This window comes from Streptomyces sp. NPDC087906 (genome assembly GCF_055584925.1).
In genome coordinates this window covers 1-17,746 of sequence record NZ_JBVJLC010000007.1, presented here as the reverse complement: position 1 = coordinate 17,746, position 17,746 = coordinate 1, and the positions used below count along the sequence as shown (strand labels likewise).

Annotated in this window: 23 protein-coding genes; 10 read left to right on the top strand and 13 right to left on the bottom strand. The window is 71.4% G+C overall.

What is annotated here, in order from left to right; all coding sequences use genetic code 11:
• The first annotated feature begins 26 nt into the window (after window positions 1-26).
• From ACZ63I_RS21295 to ACZ63I_RS21270, 6 genes are all read left to right on the top strand, one after another.
• On the top strand, window positions 27-410 hold the full coding sequence (locus tag ACZ63I_RS21295; RefSeq protein ID WP_469340553.1) for a WXG100 family type VII secretion target: 384 nt from the start codon (window positions 27-29) through the stop codon (window positions 408-410).
• A gap of 36 nt (window positions 411-446) precedes the next feature.
• Window positions 447-749 carry a WXG100 family type VII secretion target gene (locus tag ACZ63I_RS21290; RefSeq protein ID WP_041985571.1) on the top strand — a complete coding sequence of 101 codons (303 nt, stop codon included), beginning with the start codon at window positions 447-449 and terminating at the stop codon, window positions 747-749.
• A 320-nt stretch (window positions 750-1,069) separates the two neighbouring features.
• Window positions 1,070-2,680, top strand: a complete 1,611-nt coding sequence (locus tag ACZ63I_RS21285; RefSeq protein WP_469340552.1) for an RNase A-like domain-containing protein — start codon at window positions 1,070-1,072, stop codon at window positions 2,678-2,680.
• 47 nt (window positions 2,681-2,727) lie between these two features.
• A complete protein-coding gene (locus ACZ63I_RS21280) occupies window positions 2,728-3,441 on the top strand; it encodes a hypothetical protein (RefSeq protein WP_469340551.1) in 714 nt (237 codons plus the stop codon).
• 25 nt (window positions 3,442-3,466) lie between these two features.
• On the top strand, window positions 3,467-3,766 hold the full coding sequence (locus ACZ63I_RS21275; RefSeq protein ID WP_469340550.1) for an RNase A-like domain-containing protein: 300 nt from the start codon (window positions 3,467-3,469) through the stop codon (window positions 3,764-3,766).
• 13 nt (window positions 3,767-3,779) lie between these two features.
• Window positions 3,780-4,415 carry a contact-dependent growth inhibition system immunity protein gene (locus ACZ63I_RS21270; protein ID WP_469340549.1) on the top strand — a complete coding sequence of 212 codons (636 nt, stop codon included), beginning with the start codon at window positions 3,780-3,782 and terminating at the stop codon, window positions 4,413-4,415.
• Between the two features lie 13 nt (window positions 4,416-4,428).
• Here ACZ63I_RS21270 and ACZ63I_RS21265 read toward each other — a convergent pair whose 3' ends face one another.
• From ACZ63I_RS21265 to ACZ63I_RS21250, 4 genes are all read right to left on the bottom strand, one after another.
• A complete protein-coding gene (locus ACZ63I_RS21265; protein ID WP_469340548.1) occupies window positions 4,429-5,253 on the bottom strand; it encodes an NAD(P)H-dependent oxidoreductase in 825 nt (274 codons plus the stop codon).
• A gap of 81 nt (window positions 5,254-5,334) precedes the next feature.
• A complete protein-coding gene (locus tag ACZ63I_RS21260) occupies window positions 5,335-5,700 on the bottom strand; it encodes a hypothetical protein (RefSeq protein WP_041985586.1) in 366 nt (121 codons plus the stop codon).
• A 71-nt stretch (window positions 5,701-5,771) separates the two neighbouring features.
• Window positions 5,772-6,431: a hypothetical protein gene (locus ACZ63I_RS21255; RefSeq protein WP_469340547.1), complete on the bottom strand. Its 660-nt coding sequence runs from the start codon at window positions 6,429-6,431 to the stop codon at window positions 5,772-5,774.
• Between the two features lie 31 nt (window positions 6,432-6,462).
• On the bottom strand, window positions 6,463-7,350 hold the full coding sequence (locus ACZ63I_RS21250) for an NAD(P)H-binding protein (RefSeq protein ID WP_469340546.1): 888 nt from the start codon (window positions 7,348-7,350) through the stop codon (window positions 6,463-6,465).
• A 71-nt stretch (window positions 7,351-7,421) separates the two neighbouring features.
• Here ACZ63I_RS21250 and ACZ63I_RS21245 point away from each other — a divergent pair, with 71 nt between their 5' ends.
• A complete protein-coding gene (locus ACZ63I_RS21245) occupies window positions 7,422-7,913 on the top strand; it encodes a MarR family transcriptional regulator (RefSeq protein WP_469340545.1) in 492 nt (163 codons plus the stop codon).
• Between the two features lie 481 nt (window positions 7,914-8,394).
• Here the strand turns inward: ACZ63I_RS21245 and ACZ63I_RS21240 are convergent, their stop codons facing one another.
• The 5 genes from ACZ63I_RS21240 to tsaB all read right to left on the bottom strand — a co-directional run bounded on the left by ACZ63I_RS21240 (window position 8,395) and on the right by tsaB (window position 11,364).
• Window positions 8,395-8,751, bottom strand: a complete 357-nt coding sequence (locus ACZ63I_RS21240) for a YciI family protein (protein ID WP_469340544.1) — start codon at window positions 8,749-8,751, stop codon at window positions 8,395-8,397.
• A gap of 109 nt (window positions 8,752-8,860) precedes the next feature.
• Window positions 8,861-9,115: a hypothetical protein gene (locus tag ACZ63I_RS21235; RefSeq protein WP_469340543.1), complete on the bottom strand. Its 255-nt coding sequence runs from the start codon at window positions 9,113-9,115 to the stop codon at window positions 8,861-8,863.
• Entirely contained in the window at window positions 9,112-10,209 is a 1,098-nt protein-coding gene (tsaD, locus tag ACZ63I_RS21230) for a tRNA (adenosine(37)-N6)-threonylcarbamoyltransferase complex transferase subunit TsaD (RefSeq protein ID WP_469340542.1), read from the bottom strand. Before tsaD ends, ACZ63I_RS21235 begins: the two co-directional genes overlap by 4 nt.
• Entirely contained in the window at window positions 10,202-10,675 is a 474-nt protein-coding gene (rimI, locus tag ACZ63I_RS21225) for a ribosomal protein S18-alanine N-acetyltransferase (protein ID WP_041995335.1), read from the bottom strand. The genes tsaD and rimI overlap by 8 nt, the downstream gene beginning before the upstream one ends.
• Window positions 10,676-10,710: 35 nt before the next feature.
• A complete protein-coding gene (gene tsaB, locus ACZ63I_RS21220) occupies window positions 10,711-11,364 on the bottom strand; it encodes a tRNA (adenosine(37)-N6)-threonylcarbamoyltransferase complex dimerization subunit type 1 TsaB (RefSeq protein ID WP_469340541.1) in 654 nt (217 codons plus the stop codon).
• A 103-nt stretch (window positions 11,365-11,467) separates the two neighbouring features.
• Between tsaB and ACZ63I_RS21215 the strand changes: the two genes are divergently transcribed.
• Window positions 11,468-12,022 (top strand): hypothetical protein, encoded by a 555-nt coding sequence (locus ACZ63I_RS21215; RefSeq protein WP_469340540.1) that lies wholly within the window; start codon window positions 11,468-11,470, stop codon window positions 12,020-12,022.
• Between the two features lie 20 nt (window positions 12,023-12,042).
• On the opposite strand, the gene ACZ63I_RS21210 is transcribed toward ACZ63I_RS21215, so the two are convergent.
• The 4 genes from ACZ63I_RS21210 to alr form a co-directional block, all read right to left on the bottom strand.
• Window positions 12,043-12,225 (bottom strand): hypothetical protein, encoded by a 183-nt coding sequence (locus ACZ63I_RS21210; RefSeq protein ID WP_469340539.1) that lies wholly within the window; start codon window positions 12,223-12,225, stop codon window positions 12,043-12,045.
• 148 nt (window positions 12,226-12,373) lie between these two features.
• A complete protein-coding gene (tsaE, locus tag ACZ63I_RS21205; RefSeq protein WP_469340538.1) occupies window positions 12,374-12,907 on the bottom strand; it encodes a tRNA (adenosine(37)-N6)-threonylcarbamoyltransferase complex ATPase subunit type 1 TsaE in 534 nt (177 codons plus the stop codon).
• Complete coding sequence (locus tag ACZ63I_RS21200) at window positions 12,879-14,081, bottom strand: alpha/beta fold hydrolase (protein ID WP_469340866.1); 1,203 nt, start codon at window positions 14,079-14,081, stop codon at window positions 12,879-12,881. The genes tsaE and ACZ63I_RS21200 overlap by 29 nt, the downstream gene beginning before the upstream one ends.
• Before the next feature lie 119 nt (window positions 14,082-14,200).
• On the bottom strand, window positions 14,201-15,364 hold the full coding sequence (gene alr / locus ACZ63I_RS21195) for an alanine racemase (RefSeq protein ID WP_469340537.1): 1,164 nt from the start codon (window positions 15,362-15,364) through the stop codon (window positions 14,201-14,203).
• A 70-nt stretch (window positions 15,365-15,434) separates the two neighbouring features.
• Between alr and ACZ63I_RS21190 the strand changes: the two genes are divergently transcribed.
• Entirely contained in the window at window positions 15,435-15,779 is a 345-nt protein-coding gene (locus ACZ63I_RS21190; protein WP_469340536.1) for an ArsR/SmtB family transcription factor, read from the top strand.
• A 38-nt stretch (window positions 15,780-15,817) separates the two neighbouring features.
• A complete protein-coding gene (locus ACZ63I_RS21185; RefSeq protein ID WP_469340535.1) occupies window positions 15,818-17,251 on the top strand; it encodes an NAD(P)H-hydrate dehydratase in 1,434 nt (477 codons plus the stop codon).
• The last annotated feature ends 495 nt before the right edge of the window (window positions 17,252-17,746 follow it).

Sequence of the window (17,746 nt, the reverse complement as noted above, 5' to 3'; positions counted from 1 at the left end):
GTGATGGACGACTGTCCGGGGGGATCATGGTGGACCGGCCCGATCTCGACGTCTCGGCGGACGACCTGACACGCCTGTCGGGCGACCTGGACGACATGCAGCAGCATCTGAACAGCCAGGTACGCCGGATGGACGCGATCGTCGACCGCATAGAGGCAGGCTGGCAGAGCGCCGCCGCCACCGGCTACCGCGACCTGCACCGCGGCGCGTCCGAGGACGCGGTACGCATCCGCGAGGTCCTGGCCGTCATCGAAGAGGCGGTCCGCCTGAGCCGGGACGGCTTCACCGACCAGGAGCTGGAGACGCTACGTCGAATGCGCACGGCCGAGTCCCAGGTCGACGTGGCGGGCGAGGCGGCAGCCCTGTCCGGGGACCCCACCCCGCCCCAGAGCCGCATCCTCGACATCTGACCGATCTGAGCCATCGCATCCAACCGGGGGGAACAGATGCCGGACGACGACCACATCAAGGTCAGCTTCGCCACGTTGCGCGAACTCGCGGGTGAGCTGGAGGACATACTCAAACAGCTCAACCAGCGCCTTGACTCGCTCTACGACCGTACGGAGAAGGTCGTCCTGAGCTGGGACGGCCAGGCGCGGGACGCCTTCGTCGACGAACTCGACACCTGGGACCGCTCGATGCAGGACCTCCAGGCCGCCCAGGCCTGGCTCCACGAGGTCGTGACGACGGGCCACGCCAACTACGCGGCGGCACACCGGGCGGTGCTGCGCGGCTGGGGAGCAGCCTGATGGCCACCCCACCACCGCCCCAGCCCTCACCGTCCGCTTCTCCGTCGGCAGGTGACACACCGCCGGTGCCGCCGATGCCGGACCGGACGCCCAGTCCTACTCCTGGCCCCTCCCCCGACCCGAACTACGAACCGCCGCCACCGCCGCCCACCGGGGCGGACGGTCTGCCCAGCGACAAGCGCCGCAAGTGGGAGCGGGAACAGCTCAAGCAGCCTGCGCCGGACGCGGGCGGCGGCTTCGACGTCAGGCCCGGCCACGTCTACTACACGTCCGCGCTGGTACGTGACGAGCAGTTCACGTTCCACAAGGCAGGGCAGCAGATGGTCGAGGACGTCGACCATCGCCAGGCAGCGGGCAAGGGCGAGGGCCCCGACGCGTTCGCCGCCGCGTACGAGGATGTCGCCAAACGGTTCCTCGACGTGTGGGCCAGATGCGTCCAGAGCATCGGCGGCGTGGCCGTCGGGCTCACCGAAACGGCCAATCATTACCAGGCCGCAGACTGGTCGGCGCGCAAAATACAGGGCCCGCCGCCCCGCAGGGACCCGCCGATCGGCGTCGGCAACACGCACTACGGCCCGGTCGCCTCCATCAAGTGGACAGGCACAGGAGACGGCACGGACATCCCGTTCGTGGCGGGGATAGGCAACATCCCCGACTTTCTCTCCGACGTGATCGAGCCGGCCATCAAAGAGGGGCTGCGGCTCGGGAAGACGTACGACATCACGCCAGGCGCGGACAGTGACGACCTGCGTGGCATCGGGGACGGTTGGAAGCGGACCGGGGACTCCGCGAAGACATCGGCCGGGAACTTCGCCGGCATCATCGGCTATCTGACGGACGAAGGAAACAGCGAGTGGCAGGCCGCGATGAACGGCTTCTGCCAGTCCATCTGGGGAACGACACCGTGGGGCGAACCGCGCAACGCGGACGGCACAGCGGTGCCCAAGGGCTCCTCCGGAGGACGGGAATGGCGCACCAACCCGGCAAAGAAACCCGGCGAGCGGCAGCCCGTCATCGATGTGCTGCAGAAGGCGGCGAACGCCGTGAAGAAGGCGTGCGACGACCTGGCCACCACGGCGGACACCACAAAGGAGACCACGTCCCGGCTCGGTTCCGAGGCCGCCAAGGCGACCGTGAAGGACCTCACTATCGGTCTTGACCTCTGGGAGCTGACGCGACTGGGCGCCGGCATGGCCTTCGGCGAGATCGTCATGACGTTCCGGTCCCACATGGACAAGTCGGGTGCGGACGCGGCCGTGGACGCCTACCAGCAGGCCTTCCACGACGCCGCCGCGACGCTCCGCGGCCTGCTCCCCGAGCTGGATGAGGCGTACCAGAGCGCGCCGACCTACCAGTCGGAAGAGGCTCGGGCCGAGGGCTTCGGCGCCCGGTCCCTGGACGAGTTCAAACCACGGCACCGCTGGACGAAGGACGGCGACACCGCCAACGGCAGCTACCAGATCGACCTGGCATCGACGGAGTGGCTGAACAACTCGCACACGCTCAACAAACATGTCGGGCTGACGGACGAGCAACTCGCCCAGCGGCTGCGGGACGATTTGAAGAAGCCGCCGCGGCCCGGTACGGATTGGCCGTTCGGGCAGCCGAAGGTGGGAAACGCATCCACCTTCACGGACATTGACTCCGCACAACGACTCACGCAGTACACCATCGACAAGAACAAGGACAAGATTAAACTCTGGCTCGCACAGCAACCCGATTCCGATAACTCTCGCCTTGATATCAGCGTTGATCATCCGGCGGATCCGAACGAATTCAGCGGACGCAGTATCAAAAAGACGGAGATGCAGACTTCACCTTTCCCTTCGGACAAGGCAACGAACGTGAAGGGTGTCGAAGCACGACTGGCGTATGATCCGGACCTGGATCCCCCCTTCACCGTGGTGACGTCCATGCCGGTGCCCAAATAACCCTGCATCGAACCTTAATACCTTGCCAGAAGCAGAGGAGGCACCTGGTGTCGAACCGAGAAAATTTCGACTACTGGCATCTGTCCGGCGCCAGGGAGCTGCTGTCGATCATCGACTACAAAGGCATTCCGGACGACCGCGCGGAATGGGAGCCCGCGCTGGCATCACCGATCCGAGGACTCCATTACGCACAGCGGAGCGGCGGTCGGACCCTGCACGAGGTCGCGGCCCAACTACGTTCCGCTGCCAATCTGTACACCGAGGACGCCGACGCACCGGCGCTGGCGAACATCCCCAGGACAGTCACCCCCGAGAAAACACCCACCGTTCTCAGGGAAATCGCAGAGCATCTCGACACATGGAAGCCATTCCCCATCGGAGGCAGACCCTATTCCGTCAATACGACAGCCACCGAACTCGAATTCCGGTTCCCCCGGTTGAGTCAGATCCTGCCCATCTACTTCGGTCAGGACGGTCTCGCCGTCTCGGACGACATGAGCGACGCGACCACCGAAGAGGGCATCGCCATGGTGATCAACGAAGGCCACCCGGCATGTCCGTGGTACCTGCCGGCCGTGGCCGGTGAGTGCTACGAGGCATTGGCCACGTTCCAGACCGAGGAGCGGTTGGATCTGTTCTTCTCCGGCGTGATCCACGGCGGCTCCAGCTACGCCGACTTCACGGAATTCTTCCCCATGCTCGCGCAAGCCTGCATCGACCACATGACGGAGTTCCACCCAGTCACCTGGGACGGACGCTGACCACATCCAGGCAGGGCTATCAATCATGCGAACGCGCAGCGCCAGCTATCCCGACCGGGAGACCGCCCAGTGGGCCACCCAGCAGGTCGTGACCTGGAACGAGCAGGTGATTCATCGGTGGCTCGCGCAGAACACCCGGCAGCGGCTCACCGTCGAGGCCGCCTGGCCTTCGCGGGCCGAGCCCGTGGGGCGGGTGTTGTTGCAGGCCATGATGCTGGCCGGGCGGGAGCCTGTGGATGTGCGGGCCGCTCGGGTCGTGCTCAAGCGGGACGCCGGCAGTCCGCACGGCTTCACCGTCCACGCCACCTTCCCGATCCACCTCTAGAGGCAGGCCGTCCATGTCCCTGAAGCCCCTCGAACACGACCGTAGGTACGGCGAGTTGGATCAGGTCATCCGTGCGTTCGTGGGCAGGACCGCCGACGACGAGGAAGCGCTGGCCGGCTATCTGCGGCACACCTGGCGTACCCGGCCGTGGGCGCTCGCCGTGGCCGAGGAGCAGTTGCGGCAATACGCCGAACATCCGCCGGGGCGGCTGCGGTTGCGACTCGGTGAGTTCTATCCGGTGCCCGATGTCGGACTGGCCGACTCCGAGATCCAGGCGTGGCTGCTGTCCCTCGCCGATCGCATCAAAGTCAGCGTCGAGAACGGCGCGGCGCCGCTGGCCTCGACTCCGCGGACCCATGGCGAGTGGCATGCCCGCTTCCCCGAACTCGCGCAGTTCCTGGGCGGGTGGTTCTCGCAGGACATGCCGGACGAGTTCGAGGATCACGACGCGGCGCTCCAGGACTACCTCGACACCACCGACCCCGGACTGGTCGCCGCGCTCGCCGGCGAGCTGGCCGAGCTGCTGGCGCTGCCGCTCGGGGAGTCCGACCATGCCGTCGCCGTCGCCGAGCTGGGCATGGAGATGGATCCTCCCGAGCCCTACTCGCCCAGCGGCTGGCTCGCCGCCCTCGCCGCGCGGCTCAGATGACCCGGCTTCCGGCTCAGCGGTCCGCCTCGTCGCCGCCGCCCGCGCGTTCGTGCCTGGTGTCCGTTTCCGGGGACCGGCAGTGGATGCGGATGCCCGTGGCACCTGCGGCGTGTTGGGGGCGCAGGACGAGGTGGTCGTCGTAGTCGCCGCCGTTCTGGTGGCGGTACGAGATCGGGGCGGTGTCCGGGAGGGTGAGCAGGCGCTCGCGTAGTTGCGCCGCCGCCGTCGCGTAGTCGGCGTCCGACAGGGCTACCGCGCCGTTGACGACCAGTGGGGGGACGACCTCCATGCCCGTGTACCAGAGCGTGCCGTGCAGGACGGGGAACAGCACCTCGTTGATGTCGCCGTGGATCCCGCGCGGGCCCGTCGTGGCGGCGTTCGCGCCGACCGTCGTCACCACCATGGCCCGCCTGCCGGTCAGGCCGCCGTTGCCGTAGCGCTGGGCGCGGCCGGTTTCCGGGTCGAGGACGCCTTGCGCGTAGCCCTGCACGAACAGCCGGTCGAACCAGCCCTTCAGGATGGCCGGCATGCTGAACCACCACAGCGGGAACTGCACGATCAGGGTGTCGGCCCGGTCCAGCTTGGCCTGTTCGCGCCGGATGTCGTCGCTGAGCGTCCCCGACTCGAAGGCCTGCTGGGACTCGTTGAGTACGTCGAGCCGCTTCACCGGGTCGTGCTGGAAGTCGGCATGGTCGACGACCGGGTTCCACTTCATGGCGTACAGGTCCGACTCCACCACCTCGTGCCCGTGTTCGCGCAGCACGGCGATCCCCTCGTCGCGCAGTGCGCCGTTCAGCGAGCGCGGGTCGGGGTGGGCCGACACCCAGAGCACCTGCATGGAGTCATCCCTTCGCGCGTGGTCTTTTCCGTGTGCGGTCGCGCAGAAGGCGACCGCACACCCGCACGACGGTGCCTGCCCTCACGCCAGGTCCGTAAGCTCGTCCGCGTAGATCTGCGACAGCGGCTGCGGGCCGATGTACTGCTGGCAGTTGCACTGCCTGCGTTCGTACCGCAGCGGCTTCTTGTTCTCGTCCCACTCCGTCGGCACTTCCACGTCCTCGTGGCACTTGCCCTTGCGGTCGTGCTTTGCCAGATGGTGTGAGCATCCGCATACCGGCTCGGGTGGCTTGTGTGCCTCCTCCAGAGCCAGCCGTTCCTTCTCGCCCAGCTTGAGCCGTTCCATCCTTCGCTCATGCCGGGTCTTCAGCGCCGTACGCCCGGTGTCGGCTATCCAACTGAAGCCGCCCACCATAAAGAAGACGAAAACCCACCAAAACCAGTCCATCCGCCGCCCCTTAACCCTGAATGGCGCATGCGTTCCCACTCCAGGATAGGCCGGACACGGTAGGAACCGCCTCAGCGATGGGCGCCGCCCCTGCCTCGTATCGACTCCGGCCGCAGCAACCGCCCTGACCAGCGCAGATGTCCGGCCGCCCGGACGAAGCCCAGAACCCCCGCCAGCAGGACGGTCGCGGCGAGACCGTACGCGTACAACATCTGACCGACGGTGACCGATTCTGTCGCGCCGCCCTTATGCAGGAACGTCCACACCCCGAGCGCGCAGAGCGCGGCCGACGACAGCAGCCAGCCGGTGCAGCGGCGCTCCAGCCGCAGCCGCTCGTCGGTGACGGGATCGGGGCCGACATCGGCCCAGTCGTCGAGCCGGTCGCGTATCTCGCGGCCCGTGCTCACCCAGATCGCGATGCCGATCGAGGCGGGCAGCAGGAACAGCGCCCCGAGGAACAGCCCGATCAGTCCGGACAGCGCCCCGAGACCGCCCTGCTCGAAGCTGTCACTCGCCAGCCCCAGCGCCGCCCAGCCCAGCACCGCCACCCCGGCCGCCAGCCAGAGCGCCAGCAGCCGCCACACGGAGAGCCCCCGGGTCGCCAGCTCCAGCATCGCCGCACCCCGCGCCTCGACGACGGCCTCGTCGTCCTCGGGCAGGAGGTCCGTCGCGTCGTCGGCCACGGCCGACAGCTCGTACGGGGGTGGCGGCAGCGGACGGCGGTTGATCATGGGACATGACAGTAGCGGGGCCGGTCGTGTCCTACGCGGGGTCCCCGACGCCCTGCGCCCGCCGCGAGGTGAGCACGGCGCGCCGGAACGCGTCGGCGTGGTCGGCCACCCAGTCGGCGAAGGTGCGCGCGGGGCGGCCGAGCAGCCGCTCGACCGTGTCCGTCGCCGGACCCGGCTCGCGCAGGCACGCGGCGAGATAGCCGAGCATCCGGTCCGGCACGTTCTCCTCGACACCCTGGGCGAGCATCGCCTCCCTGACCCGGTCGGGCGGGACCTCCTCCCAGGACACCTCCCTGCCGAGCGCGGCGCCGATGGCGGCGACCTTGTCGCGCTGGCTGAGCGACCGAGGTCCGGTGAGGGCGTACGCACGCCCCGCGTGCGCCTCGCCGGTCAGCGCCAGCGCGGCGACCTCGGCGATGTCCCGCTCGTGGATCGCCGAGGTCGCCGCAGCTCCGTACGCCCCCCGGACCACTCCGGTCGTACGGATCTGCGGCGCCCAGACGAGGGAGTTCGCGGCGAAGTCCGCGCAGCGCAGATGCGTCCACGCCAGTCCCGACGCCTCGGCGGCGGTCTCCACCGCCTTGAACCCCTCGGCGAACCGCCGGTAGCCACCGCCGTACTCCACAGTGACCGCCGACAGCACGACCACCCGCTGTACCCCCGCGTCGGCGGCGAGCGCCAGCAGTTCGGCGGCGGCCGAGCCGACCGCGCGCGGGCTGAGCAGGATCGCTCCCACACCGCGCAGCGCGGGCGCGAGGGTCGCGGGCCGCGACGGATCGCCGCCGATCACCCGCGCCTCGGCCGGCAGGGCCGCCCCGGCCGGATCGCGGGTGACCGCGGTGACCTGCTCACCCGCGGCCAGCAGCAGGTCGACCGCCGCGCGGCCGACGTTGCCCGTCGCTCCAGTAATCAAGATCATGGCGTACCTCTCCAGGCACCCCTCGGGGTACCCTGGTCCATGGAGTCCATATCTTACGTGGAGAATATCATATGAGTTCCGTAGAATCAGCGGAGACCGAGGGCGCGCGGAGCCGCAGGCGGCTCGGGGTCTCGGTGAAGGAGTCGCTCCGGGAGCTGAGCGTCCAGCTCTCGCTGCTGAACAACCGGGTCGGCGCCCGGCTGGACCTCAAAGAGGTCGACGTGGACTGCCTTGACCTGATCACCCGGCACGGACCGATCGGCCCCAGCTCCCTGGCGCGCCGCGCCGGTCTGCATCCGGCGACCATGACCGGCATCCTCGACCGGCTGGAGCGCGGCGGCTGGATCGCGCGCGAGCGTGACGCGTCGGACCGGCGGGCGGTCCTGGTACGGGCGCTGCGCGACCGCACGGGGGAACTGTTCGGGCTCTACGCGGGGATGAACAGCGCGATGGACTCGATCTGCGCGGAGTACGCCGACGGCGAGCTGGAGGTATTGGCCGACTTCCTGCGCCGGACGGTCGACGCGGGCCGGGCGGCGACGGACGACTTGGCGACGAGCTGACGCCTTTCGCCGTCCGGCGGGGTGCCGCCGTCCGGCGGGGTGACCGGTCTGGGTTGCGGTTGTCGCCGGGGGCCGTTCCGGGGTGGCCTCCTGCGCTGCACGATTTACGGCGCGTACTCCTCTGACACGAGGTGGACCCGGACATGCGCCGCAAATCACGCTTTACGCTCCGGAGACCACCCCTGCACGACCCCCTTCAGCCCCGCCGCCCGGATCGGGTGCTCCCGGCCACCGGCCGCAAGGGGCCGGGCGCCCACGACAGAGACGCGGCCCCGGCCCGCACGCACCCACACCCCCGCGCCCACGCGGGCGCTGAGACCGGGACCCACCGGGGGGAGGGGGCCGGGGCCGCAGGAGGGGGGTGTCCGGACGTAAAGCGTAGGAGCGCTAGCGATCGAGCAGTCCGGACACCCCCCTCCGGAGGCCCCGGACCCCGGAACCAGATAAGCGGACCGCAACCAAGACCCCGACGGCGACAGCCTCAGCCGCCTACGATCTCGCGGACCTCGCAAGCGATCTCCCACTCCGACTCATGCAGCTCCACGAACCGCCGAGACCACGCCACCGCCTCCGCCAAGTCGTCCGCGCGCAGGATCATGTAGCCGCCGACGACCTCCTTCGTCTCGGTGAAGGGCCCGTCCGTCACGCCGACACGGCCGCCGCGCTGCCCCACGCGTACCGCCTTCGACGTCGGCAGGAGGCCGCCGGTTTCGAGCATGACGCCCGCCTCGGTCATCTCCTCGATCAGCTTGCCCATGCCCTCCATGAGCGCGTCGCTCGGGCCGCCCGCGGGGTGGTTGTTCTCGTCGTTGCGGATCAGGGACAGAAAGCGCGGCATGGTGACTCCTCGATGTGCTGGGCGGGCGGGCTGTTCCCCGCCTCTCACCCTTACGTCGATCGGGAGCCGCTCGCTTCGACACACGCCGGAGGATATTTTCGCTCCCGCGTCAGTCCACCGTCTCGAACCGCCACCTGTGCACCGCCCGCGCCACCAAGTCGTCGGCCGGCTCGGGCAGTTCGGGCAGCTCCGCGTCGTAAGGGGCGTCCCACCAGGTGAGGACCAGGACCCGGTCCTGCGGCGCGCGCAGCACTTCGCTGCGCAGCGGCGGCGGAGAGGGGCGCTCCAGTGCACGCACCCAGGCCAGCAGCTCGGCGCCCCGGCCGGGCGCCGCCTTCGCCTCCCACATCAGGGCGACCGTCATGTGTACAGGTTGTCCTTGCTCAGCTCGTGCAGATGGTCGTGAGCGTGCTCGTGGCCCGGTACGTGCGTCTCCGTCACCGGCAGGGACGAGTCCGCCGACAGGTCCCAGTCGGAGGCCGCCCGCCCCCGCGCCACCATCTCGGCGCCGAGCGCCGCGACCATCGCCCCGTTGTCCGTGCACAGTCCGGGCCGCGGCACCCGCAGCCGGATGCCGGCGCGCTCGCAGCGCTCGGCCGCCAGCGCCCGCAGCCGGGAGTTGGCGGCGACACCGCCGCCGATCATCAGATGGTCGACGCCCTGGTCCTTGCAGGCGCGGACCGCCTTGCGGGTCAGCACGTCGACGACCGCCTCCTGGAACGACGCCGCCACATCCCGTACCGGAACCTCCTCGCCGGCCTTCCGCTTCGCCTCGATCCAGCGCGCGACGGACGTCTTGAGGCCGGAGAACGAGAAGTCGTACGCCGCGTCGCGCGGGCCAGTGAGACCGCGCGGGAACGCGATCGCCGCCGGGTCGCCCTCCCTGGCCAGCCGGTCGATCACCGGGCCGCCGGGGAAGCCGAGCTGCAGCACGCGCGCGATCTTGTCGAACGCCTCGCCCGCCGCGTCGTCGATGGTCGCGCCCAGCGGCCGTACGTCGGCGGTGATGTCCGGCGCGAGCAGCAGCGACGAGTGGCCGCCGCTGACCAGCAGCGCCATCGTCGGCTCGGGCAGCGGCCCGTGCTCCAGTTGGTCGACGCAGATGTGCGACGCCAGGTGGTTGACGCCGTAGAGCGGCTTGCCGAGCGCGTACGCGTACGCCTTCGCCGCCGATACGCCCACCAGCAGCGCCCCGGCGAGCCCGGGACCCGCCGTCACGGAGATCCCGTCCAGGTCGCGGGCGGAGATCCCGGCGTCCTTCAGGGCCCGCTCGATGGTGGGGACCATGGCCTCCAGATGGGCCCGGGACGCGACCTCGGGCACCACTCCGCCGAACCGGGCGTGCTCGTCCACGCTGGAGGCGACGGCGTCGGCGAGCAGGGTCGTCCCGCGCACGATGCCGACGCCGGTCTCGTCGCAGGACGTCTCGATGCCGAGGACGAGAGGTTCGTCAGCCATGGTTCTCAGTTCCTTGTATGTGGAGTCCTTGCATATGGAGGCGCATGACGAGCGCGTCCACATTGCCCGGCTGGTAGTAGCCGCGCCGGAAGCCGATGGGCTCGAAGCCGAAGCGCTCGTACAGCTTCTGCGCGCGGTAGTTGTCGACCCGCACTTCGAGCAGCACCTCCTCGCACTCGAACGCGGTGGCGTGCTGCAGCAGGTCGGTGAGCAGCCGGGCGCCGAGACCGCCGCCCCAGTGGTCGCGCGCGACACCGATCGTCTGGACGTCGCCGAGCCCGCCGGCCGCTGCGAGGCCCGCGTATCCGACGATGCGCTCGCCGTCGTCGGCGACGACATAGCGCCGGGTGGCGTGCGGGCCGCGCGCGTGGGCCAGCTCCGACCAGAACATGCCCGTGGACCAGGCGTCCTCGGGGAACAGCTCGTGTTCGAGGGTCAGTACGGGCTCGATGTCCCACCAGCGCATCTCGCGCAACGGCACGGACGGGCGCTCGGTATCGGTCACTTCGGGGTGACCACCTTGTAGTTTTTCGGGACCTGCGCGTCGGGCCTGCGCAGGTAGAGCGGCAGCGGCGGCAGGAACTCCCCGCCCGCCGCCAGTCGCTCGGCGGCCAGCGCGGCGAGCGCCGCCGCCGACTGGTGCTCGGGGGCGCGGGCGTCGGGGAAGGAGTCCGGGTAGAGCAGCGCGCCGGCGCCCACGACGGGCAGCCCGGCGAGCTGTTCCGCGAGGTCGGCAGGGCGGTCGACCGCCGGTTCGCCGGTACGGGTACGGGCGTCCGCGTACCGCGCCCAGTAGACCTCCTTGCGGCGCGCGTCGGTCGCGACGGCGAACGGGCCTTCGAGCCCCGCCGCGTACGCGAGGCCGTCCAGCGTGCACAGCCCGTGCACCGGAACGCCGAGCACGGAGCCGAAGGTGACGGCGGTGGCGAGCCCCACGCGCAGGCCCGTGTACGGTCCTGGTCCGACGCCGACGACCACATCCGTCACGGCGTCGAGCCGCATCCCGGCGCCGGCGAGCACCCGGTCGACGGCGGGGAGCAGCAGCTCGCCGTGGCGGCGCGCGTCGACCTGACTCTCCTCGGCGATGACGGACGTGCCGTCGTGGAGGGCGACGGTCACGGCTGGTGTGGCGGTATCGACAGCAAGCAGAAGCACGCAAACAGCCTACGGCTCCTGAGCGCCAGGCACGGCGCCCCTGAGCGTCACCCGGCTGCTGCTACCGTCACCAGGCAGTCATACGTACGAGAGGTGGATCAAGGTGCCCAAGCGCAGCTCGGGAATCGTGGCCGGGCTCACCGCTGCGGCTCTCGCCGCCGTGGGCTTCCTCGCCTACCAGGCGTCGGCGAACGTACCCGACAGCCTGGCGAAGCCCGCAGCGCCGAGTGCGGCGGCCCCAGGCCCGTCCGGCTCCCCCGTCAAGAAGCCCGACCCGCTGGTCGTCCCGGCCAAGTCGGGCACGGGCAAGCGGGTCGTGTACGCGCTGAAGGCCCGCCGGGTGTGGCTCGTGTCGGCGAGCGGCAAGGCGCAGCGGACCTTCCCCGTCATGCCGAGCACGATCAACCCGAAGCCCGGCGCGTACGCGGTGACGAGCCGGACCGGACAGACCGCCGGCTCGGACGGTGTCCCGATCGAGCACGTGGTGCGGTTCGCGACGGTGGACGGGGCGACGGTCGGATTCAGCGCGGCGCTGGACAATACGATGCCGACCCCGGATCCCACGTCGAAGACCGGCGGGGTCCGGATGAAGCGGGCGGACGGCGACGCGCTGTGGTCGTTCACGACCGTCACGTCGAAGGTCGTCGTCGTCCCGTGACGCCGTAACCCCGGGCGCGGTTACGCGGCGTCGAGCCGCGCCCCGGCCCGTTCCCGTTCGGCCAGGGCCGACACGGCGGACGGCTCGTCGGGCGGTGTCGAAACGGCCGAAGCAGCCGCGCAGGCCGCCAGCAGGTCCTTCATCGACACGTCCGACGGCTGCGGGCGACGCGGCGTGCGCGGTTCGCTGTCTGGCGCCGGCATGGATGCCTCCTGGGGCTCCGGGGGCAGGCCTGGTTAGGTAGACCTAACCATGTCTCTCCAACCATGTGAACACGCCAGGACGTGCGCGCGCAACATTTTACCGACGTCTTGTCGGAATCTTCCCCCGAAGGGTAAGCGGCGGGGTGAATCAGCGGCCCGGCCGCACCAGCGCGGCGAGTTCCGCTTCCGCCCAGCGGCTGCCGTACCCGGTCAGCGTGACCTGGCGGCGCTCGTCGTCCGTGTCGCCCGCCACCCGGTCGATGACCACATGCAGCCGGTCGTCGGACAGCTCCTCCACCTTGCCGTCGCCCCACTCCACCACCACCACGGAATCGGGCAGCGACACGTCGAGGTCGAGGTCCTCCATCTCGTCGAGTCCGCCGCCGAGCCGGTACGCGTCGACATGCACCAGCGCGGGCCCGCCGGTCAGCGACGGGTGGACGCGGGCGATCACGAAGGTGGGGGAGGTGACGGCGCCCCGCACCCCGAGCCCGGCGCCGAGCCCCCGGGTGAGCGTCGTCTTCCCCGCGCCGAGTTCACCCGTGAGCATGACGAGGTCGCCGGGGCGCAGCACGGCGGCCAGGGCGCGGCCCAACGCGGCCATCAGCTCGGGCGAATCGACGGTGAGGGTGTGTGCGGTGGTGGTGCCGGCGTCAGCCGCCGGGCCGTGCGGTGCTTCCATGGGGGTCAACGTTAGCCCCGGCGGGCACCGCCCCGGCCCGGGTCAGCAGGTCCGCGAGCCGGTCCGTGACCACCTCCGGGTGCTCCAGCATCACCAGATGGCCCGCGTCCGGCACGAGCACCAGCTCGGCGTCCGGCAGCAGGTCGGCGATGGCCTCGCTGTGCGTACTGGGCGTCACCAGGTCGCTCTCGCCCGCCAGCACCAGCGCGGGCACGTCGCGGAACTCCGCCAGCGCCCCGGTCTTGTCGTGGTCGGCGAAGGCCGGGTAGAACTCGGCGACCACATCGATCGGGGTGCCCTCGATCATCCGCTCCGCGAACCGCGCGACGGCCGGATCCACGTCCTTCGAGCTGAACGAGTACCGCTTGATCAGCCCGGCGAACAGATCCGCGCTGGCCCGCCGGCCGCGCTCGACCAGCTCCGGCTGCGAGCCCAGCGCCTTCAGCACCCCGGGCAGCACCCGCCGTACGGCGTTCACCCCGGCCACCGGAAGCCCGTAGTTGACCTCGCCGAGCTTCCCGCTCGACGTACCGACCAGGGCGACAGCGACGACCCGCTCCCGCACCAGCTCCGGGTACTGGTCGGCGAGGGCCATGATCGTCATCCCGCCCATCGAGTGCCCGACCAGCACCAGCGGCCCCTCGGGCGCCGCCGCGTCGATGACGGCCTTCAGATCGCGGCCCAACTGCTCGATGGTGACCGGCACGGCGCCGGGCCCGCTCTGGGCGACCCCGCGCCCCGAACGGCCGTGGCTGCGCTGGTCCCAGTGGACGGTACGGACGAGACCGCGCAGCGCGGCGCGCTGGAAGTGCCAGGAGTCCTGGTTGAGGCAGTAGCCGTGGCTGAAGACGACCGTGACGGGCGCGGGCGCCTTGCGGCCGAACAGCCGCCGCTTACGGGGTGCTTCGGCGGCCGGGTCGGGCAGGTCGTCCAGCTCGTCGGTCTCGTAGTAGAGCCGCGTGCCGTCGTCGGCGACGGCCTTGCCCGGGGCGCCGCGCAGCGCGCCGTACGGGCCCGTCGCGTCCAGCGCGATCCGCGCCTTCCGCCGCATGCCGCGGCCCACGGCGAGGCGGTCCATCGCGATACCGGCGGCAGCGCCTGCGGCGATCACGCCTATGGCGACGCCGGCCACGCCCGCCCTGCTCCAGTTGCCGGCGGCAGCGTCCCTCGACATCGTGACCGTGGCGGCCGCGACAGCAGCCGCGTCCTCCACCGCGCTTCCCTTGCTCACCGTGCCGCTCCTCGCTGTCCTGCCTTGTCTTCCCCTCCGTGCGGTGGTTCACCCGAGCGCGATCACACGGGATCCTCGTTCACGTACACCCGCGGCACCCGCGCGCCGATCCGGGTGACGATCTCGTACGCGATGGTCTGCGCGGCCTCCGCCCAGTCCTCGGCGGTCGGCTCGCCGTCGTCGCCGGGTCCGAACAGCACGGCGGGCGCGCCCGCCTCGACCGTGTCGCCGTCCATGTCGACCACGAACTGGTCCATGGCGACCCGCCCGGCCACCCGCCGCCAGGCACCCCCGACGAGCACGGGCCCGCGCCCGGAGGCGTGCCGGGGGATGCCGTCGGCGTACCCGAGCGGTACGAGTCCGAGCGTCGTCTCGCCCGCCGTGCGGTACGTGTGCCCGTAGCTGACGCCGTGTCCCTCCGGCACCCGCTTCACCAGCGCGACGGAAGCGGCGAGCGTCATCACCGGGCGCAGCCCGAAGTCGCGCGAGGTGCCCAGCTCGGGGCTGGGCGAGATGCCGTACGTGGCGATGCCGGCCCGTACGAGGTCGAAGTGCGACTCCGGGACGGTCAGGGTGGCGGCCGAGTTGGCGATGTGCCGGACCTCGGGCTCGACGCCCTCCTTCTCCGCGTAGCCGATCATCTCGTGGAACACGTCCAGTTGCGCGGCAATCGACGGGTGGCCCGGCTCGTCGGCGCACGCGAAGTGCGACCACAGCCCGGTCACCTCCACCTCGCCCGCCGCACGCGCGGCGAGCGCGGCGCCGACGAGTTCCGGCCAGTCAGCGGGCTGGCAGCCGTTGCGACCGAGCCCGGTGTCGGCCTTGAGCTGGATACGGGCGGGCCGCCCGGCCGCACGCGCCGCCGCCACCACCTCGCGCAGCGCCCACATCGCGCTCACGGACATGTCCAGGTCGGCCTCGATGCCCTCGCGCCAGGGGTCGCCGGGGGTCCAGAGCCAGCACATCAGCCGCCCCCCGACTCCGGCGGCCCGCAGCGCCAGCGCCTCGTGCGGTGTCGCCGTCCCCAGCCAGGCGGCGCCGGCCGCCTGCGCGGCGCGCGCGCTGGGCACCATGCCGTGTCCGTACGCGTCGGACTTCACGACCGCCATGAGCGCGGTACGCGGCCCGACGCGGGCGCGCAGAGCGCGCACATTGCCGCGCAGAGCGGCGAGATCGATCTCGGCGCTGGCTCTGCCGCGCTGCGTGATTGGTGTCGTTCCGGTCATCCCGCCCAGTGTCGCAGAGCGGCGCTTCGACGCGCCGTACGCTCGGACCCGTACCAGCGGAGGAGGACCCATGCCCGCCATCCCGGCCCCGCCGGACCTGCCGGCCGCGCTGCCCGAACCGGCCGCGGCCGAACTGCGCCTGGAAACCGTGCTGGGCGCCCTGAGCGACCCGCTGCGGATCGGAATCGTGCGCAAACTCCTCCTGGAGCGCTCGGAGTTCGACCACACCTGCGGCTGGTTCGGCCTCGACCGGCCGAAGTCCTCGCTCACCCACCACTTCCGCGCGCTGCGGGACGCGGGCCTGATCCGACAGCGCCAGTACGGTCTGGAGCGCCGCAGCCACGTACGGACCGACGACCTCAACGACCGCTTCCCCGGTCTGCTGGACCTGGTCGTCGCCTGGACCCCCGAGTGAGACTGGCGTGGCGGCGGCTGATCGCGGAGGGTTGACCCATGCGTACTGCGTACAGCGTGGAGACAGTTCGGACAGCCGAGCGCGAGCTGATGGCCCGCCTCCCCGAAGGCGCGCTCATGCAGCGCGCAGCGGCAGGCCTCGCCGCGGCCTGCGCGGGGCTGCTGGGCCGGGTGCGGGGCGCCCGCGTCGTGCTGCTCGTCGGCAGCGGCGACAACGGCGGTGACGCGCTGTACGCCGGTGCGCGGCTCGCGGGGCGCGGCGCCGCCGTCACGGCGGTGCTGCTGGCCCCCGACCGGGTCCATACCGCGGGCCTCGCCGCCCTGCGCGGCGCGGGCGGCCGGGTCGCCGACGACCCGTTCGACGTACTGGCCTCCGCCGACCTCGTCCTGGACGGCATCACCGGCATCGGCGGCCACGGCGGGCTGCGCCCGGACGCCGTCCCCGTGGCCCGCGCGGCGCACGGCTCGGACGCCGTCGTCGTCGCCGTCGACCTGCCGAGCGGCGTGGAGGCGGCGAGCGGCGAGGTGACGGGCGAGGCGGTACGGGCGGACGCGACGGTGACCTTCGGCGCGTACAAGCCGGGCCTGCTGATCGATCCGGCGCACGAGTACGCGGGGGCCGTCCAGCTCGTCGACATCGGCCTCGGCCCGCACCTGCCGTCCGTGCCCGACGTGGAAGCGCTCCAGCACGCGGACGTGGCGGTGCTGCTGCCGGAACCCTCGGCGGAGAGCGACAAGTACCGCCGCGGCGTCCTCGGCGTCCTGGCGGGCTCCGCCCGCTACCCGGGCGCCGCGGTCCTGGCCGTCGCGGGCGCCCTGCACGGCGGCGCGGGCGCCGTACGGTACGTGGGCCCCGGCCGCGACGCGGTGCTCGCCCGCTTCCCGGAGGCCCTGGTCCACGAGGGCCCGCCGTCCCGCGCGGGCCGCGTCCAGGCGTGGGCGGCGGGTCCTGGCCTCGGCGACAGTCCGGGCCTGGACGAGGTGCTGGCCTCGGACGTACCGGTCCTGATCGACGCGGACGGCCTCCATGACCTGGACCCGGCGGCGGTCCGCGCCCGTACGGCCCCGACGGTCCTGACCCCGCACGCGGGCGAGGCGGCGGCCCTGCTGGGCACGGACCGCTCTCAGGTCGAAGCGTCACGCCTGTCCGCGGTACGGGAACTGGCGTCCCGCTTCGGTGCGACGGTCCTGCTCAAGGGCTCGACGACGCTGATCGCCTCGCCGGAGGAGGGCGTCCCGGTCCGGGTGAACCCGACGGGCACCCCGTGGCTGGCGACGGCGGGCAGCGGCGACATCCTCTCGGGCCTCACGGGCTCCCTCCTGGCCACGGGCCTGTCCCCCCGCGACGCGGCGTCGGTGGGCGCGTACCTCCACGGCCTGGCGGCGCGCCTGGCGTCGAGGGGAGCACCAGTGTCGGCGTACGACGTGGCGAGGCATGTGCCGTCGGCGTGGCGCAACGTAAGGACGGGCTGAGCGTCGCCGGGGTCGCCGTCCGGCGGTCTCGCCGTCCGGCGGGGTTCGGGGTTCACGTGTCTTGGTTGCGGTGGTCGCCGGGGGCGGTGTCGCCGTTCGGCGCGGTTCGGGGTGACCGGTCTTGGTTGCGGTGGTCGCCGGGGGCCGTTCCGGGGTCGTGTCCTGCGCTGCACGATTTACGGCGCGTGCTCCTCTGACGCGAGGTGGACCCGGACATGCGCCGCAAATCACGCTTTACGCTCCGGACACCACCCCTGCACGACCCCCTTCACCCCAGCCGCCCGGATGGGGTGCTCCCGACCACCGGCCGGAAGGGGCCGGGCCCCCACGCCAGGGACGCGACACCGGCCCGCACAACACCCCCACCCGCGCCCACGCGGACGTGGGCTAGGACTCACCCACGGGAGGGGGCCGGGGCCGCAGGAGGGGGGTGTCCGGACGTAAAGCGTAGGAGTTCTAGCGATCGAGCAGTCCGGACACCCCCCTCCGGAGGCC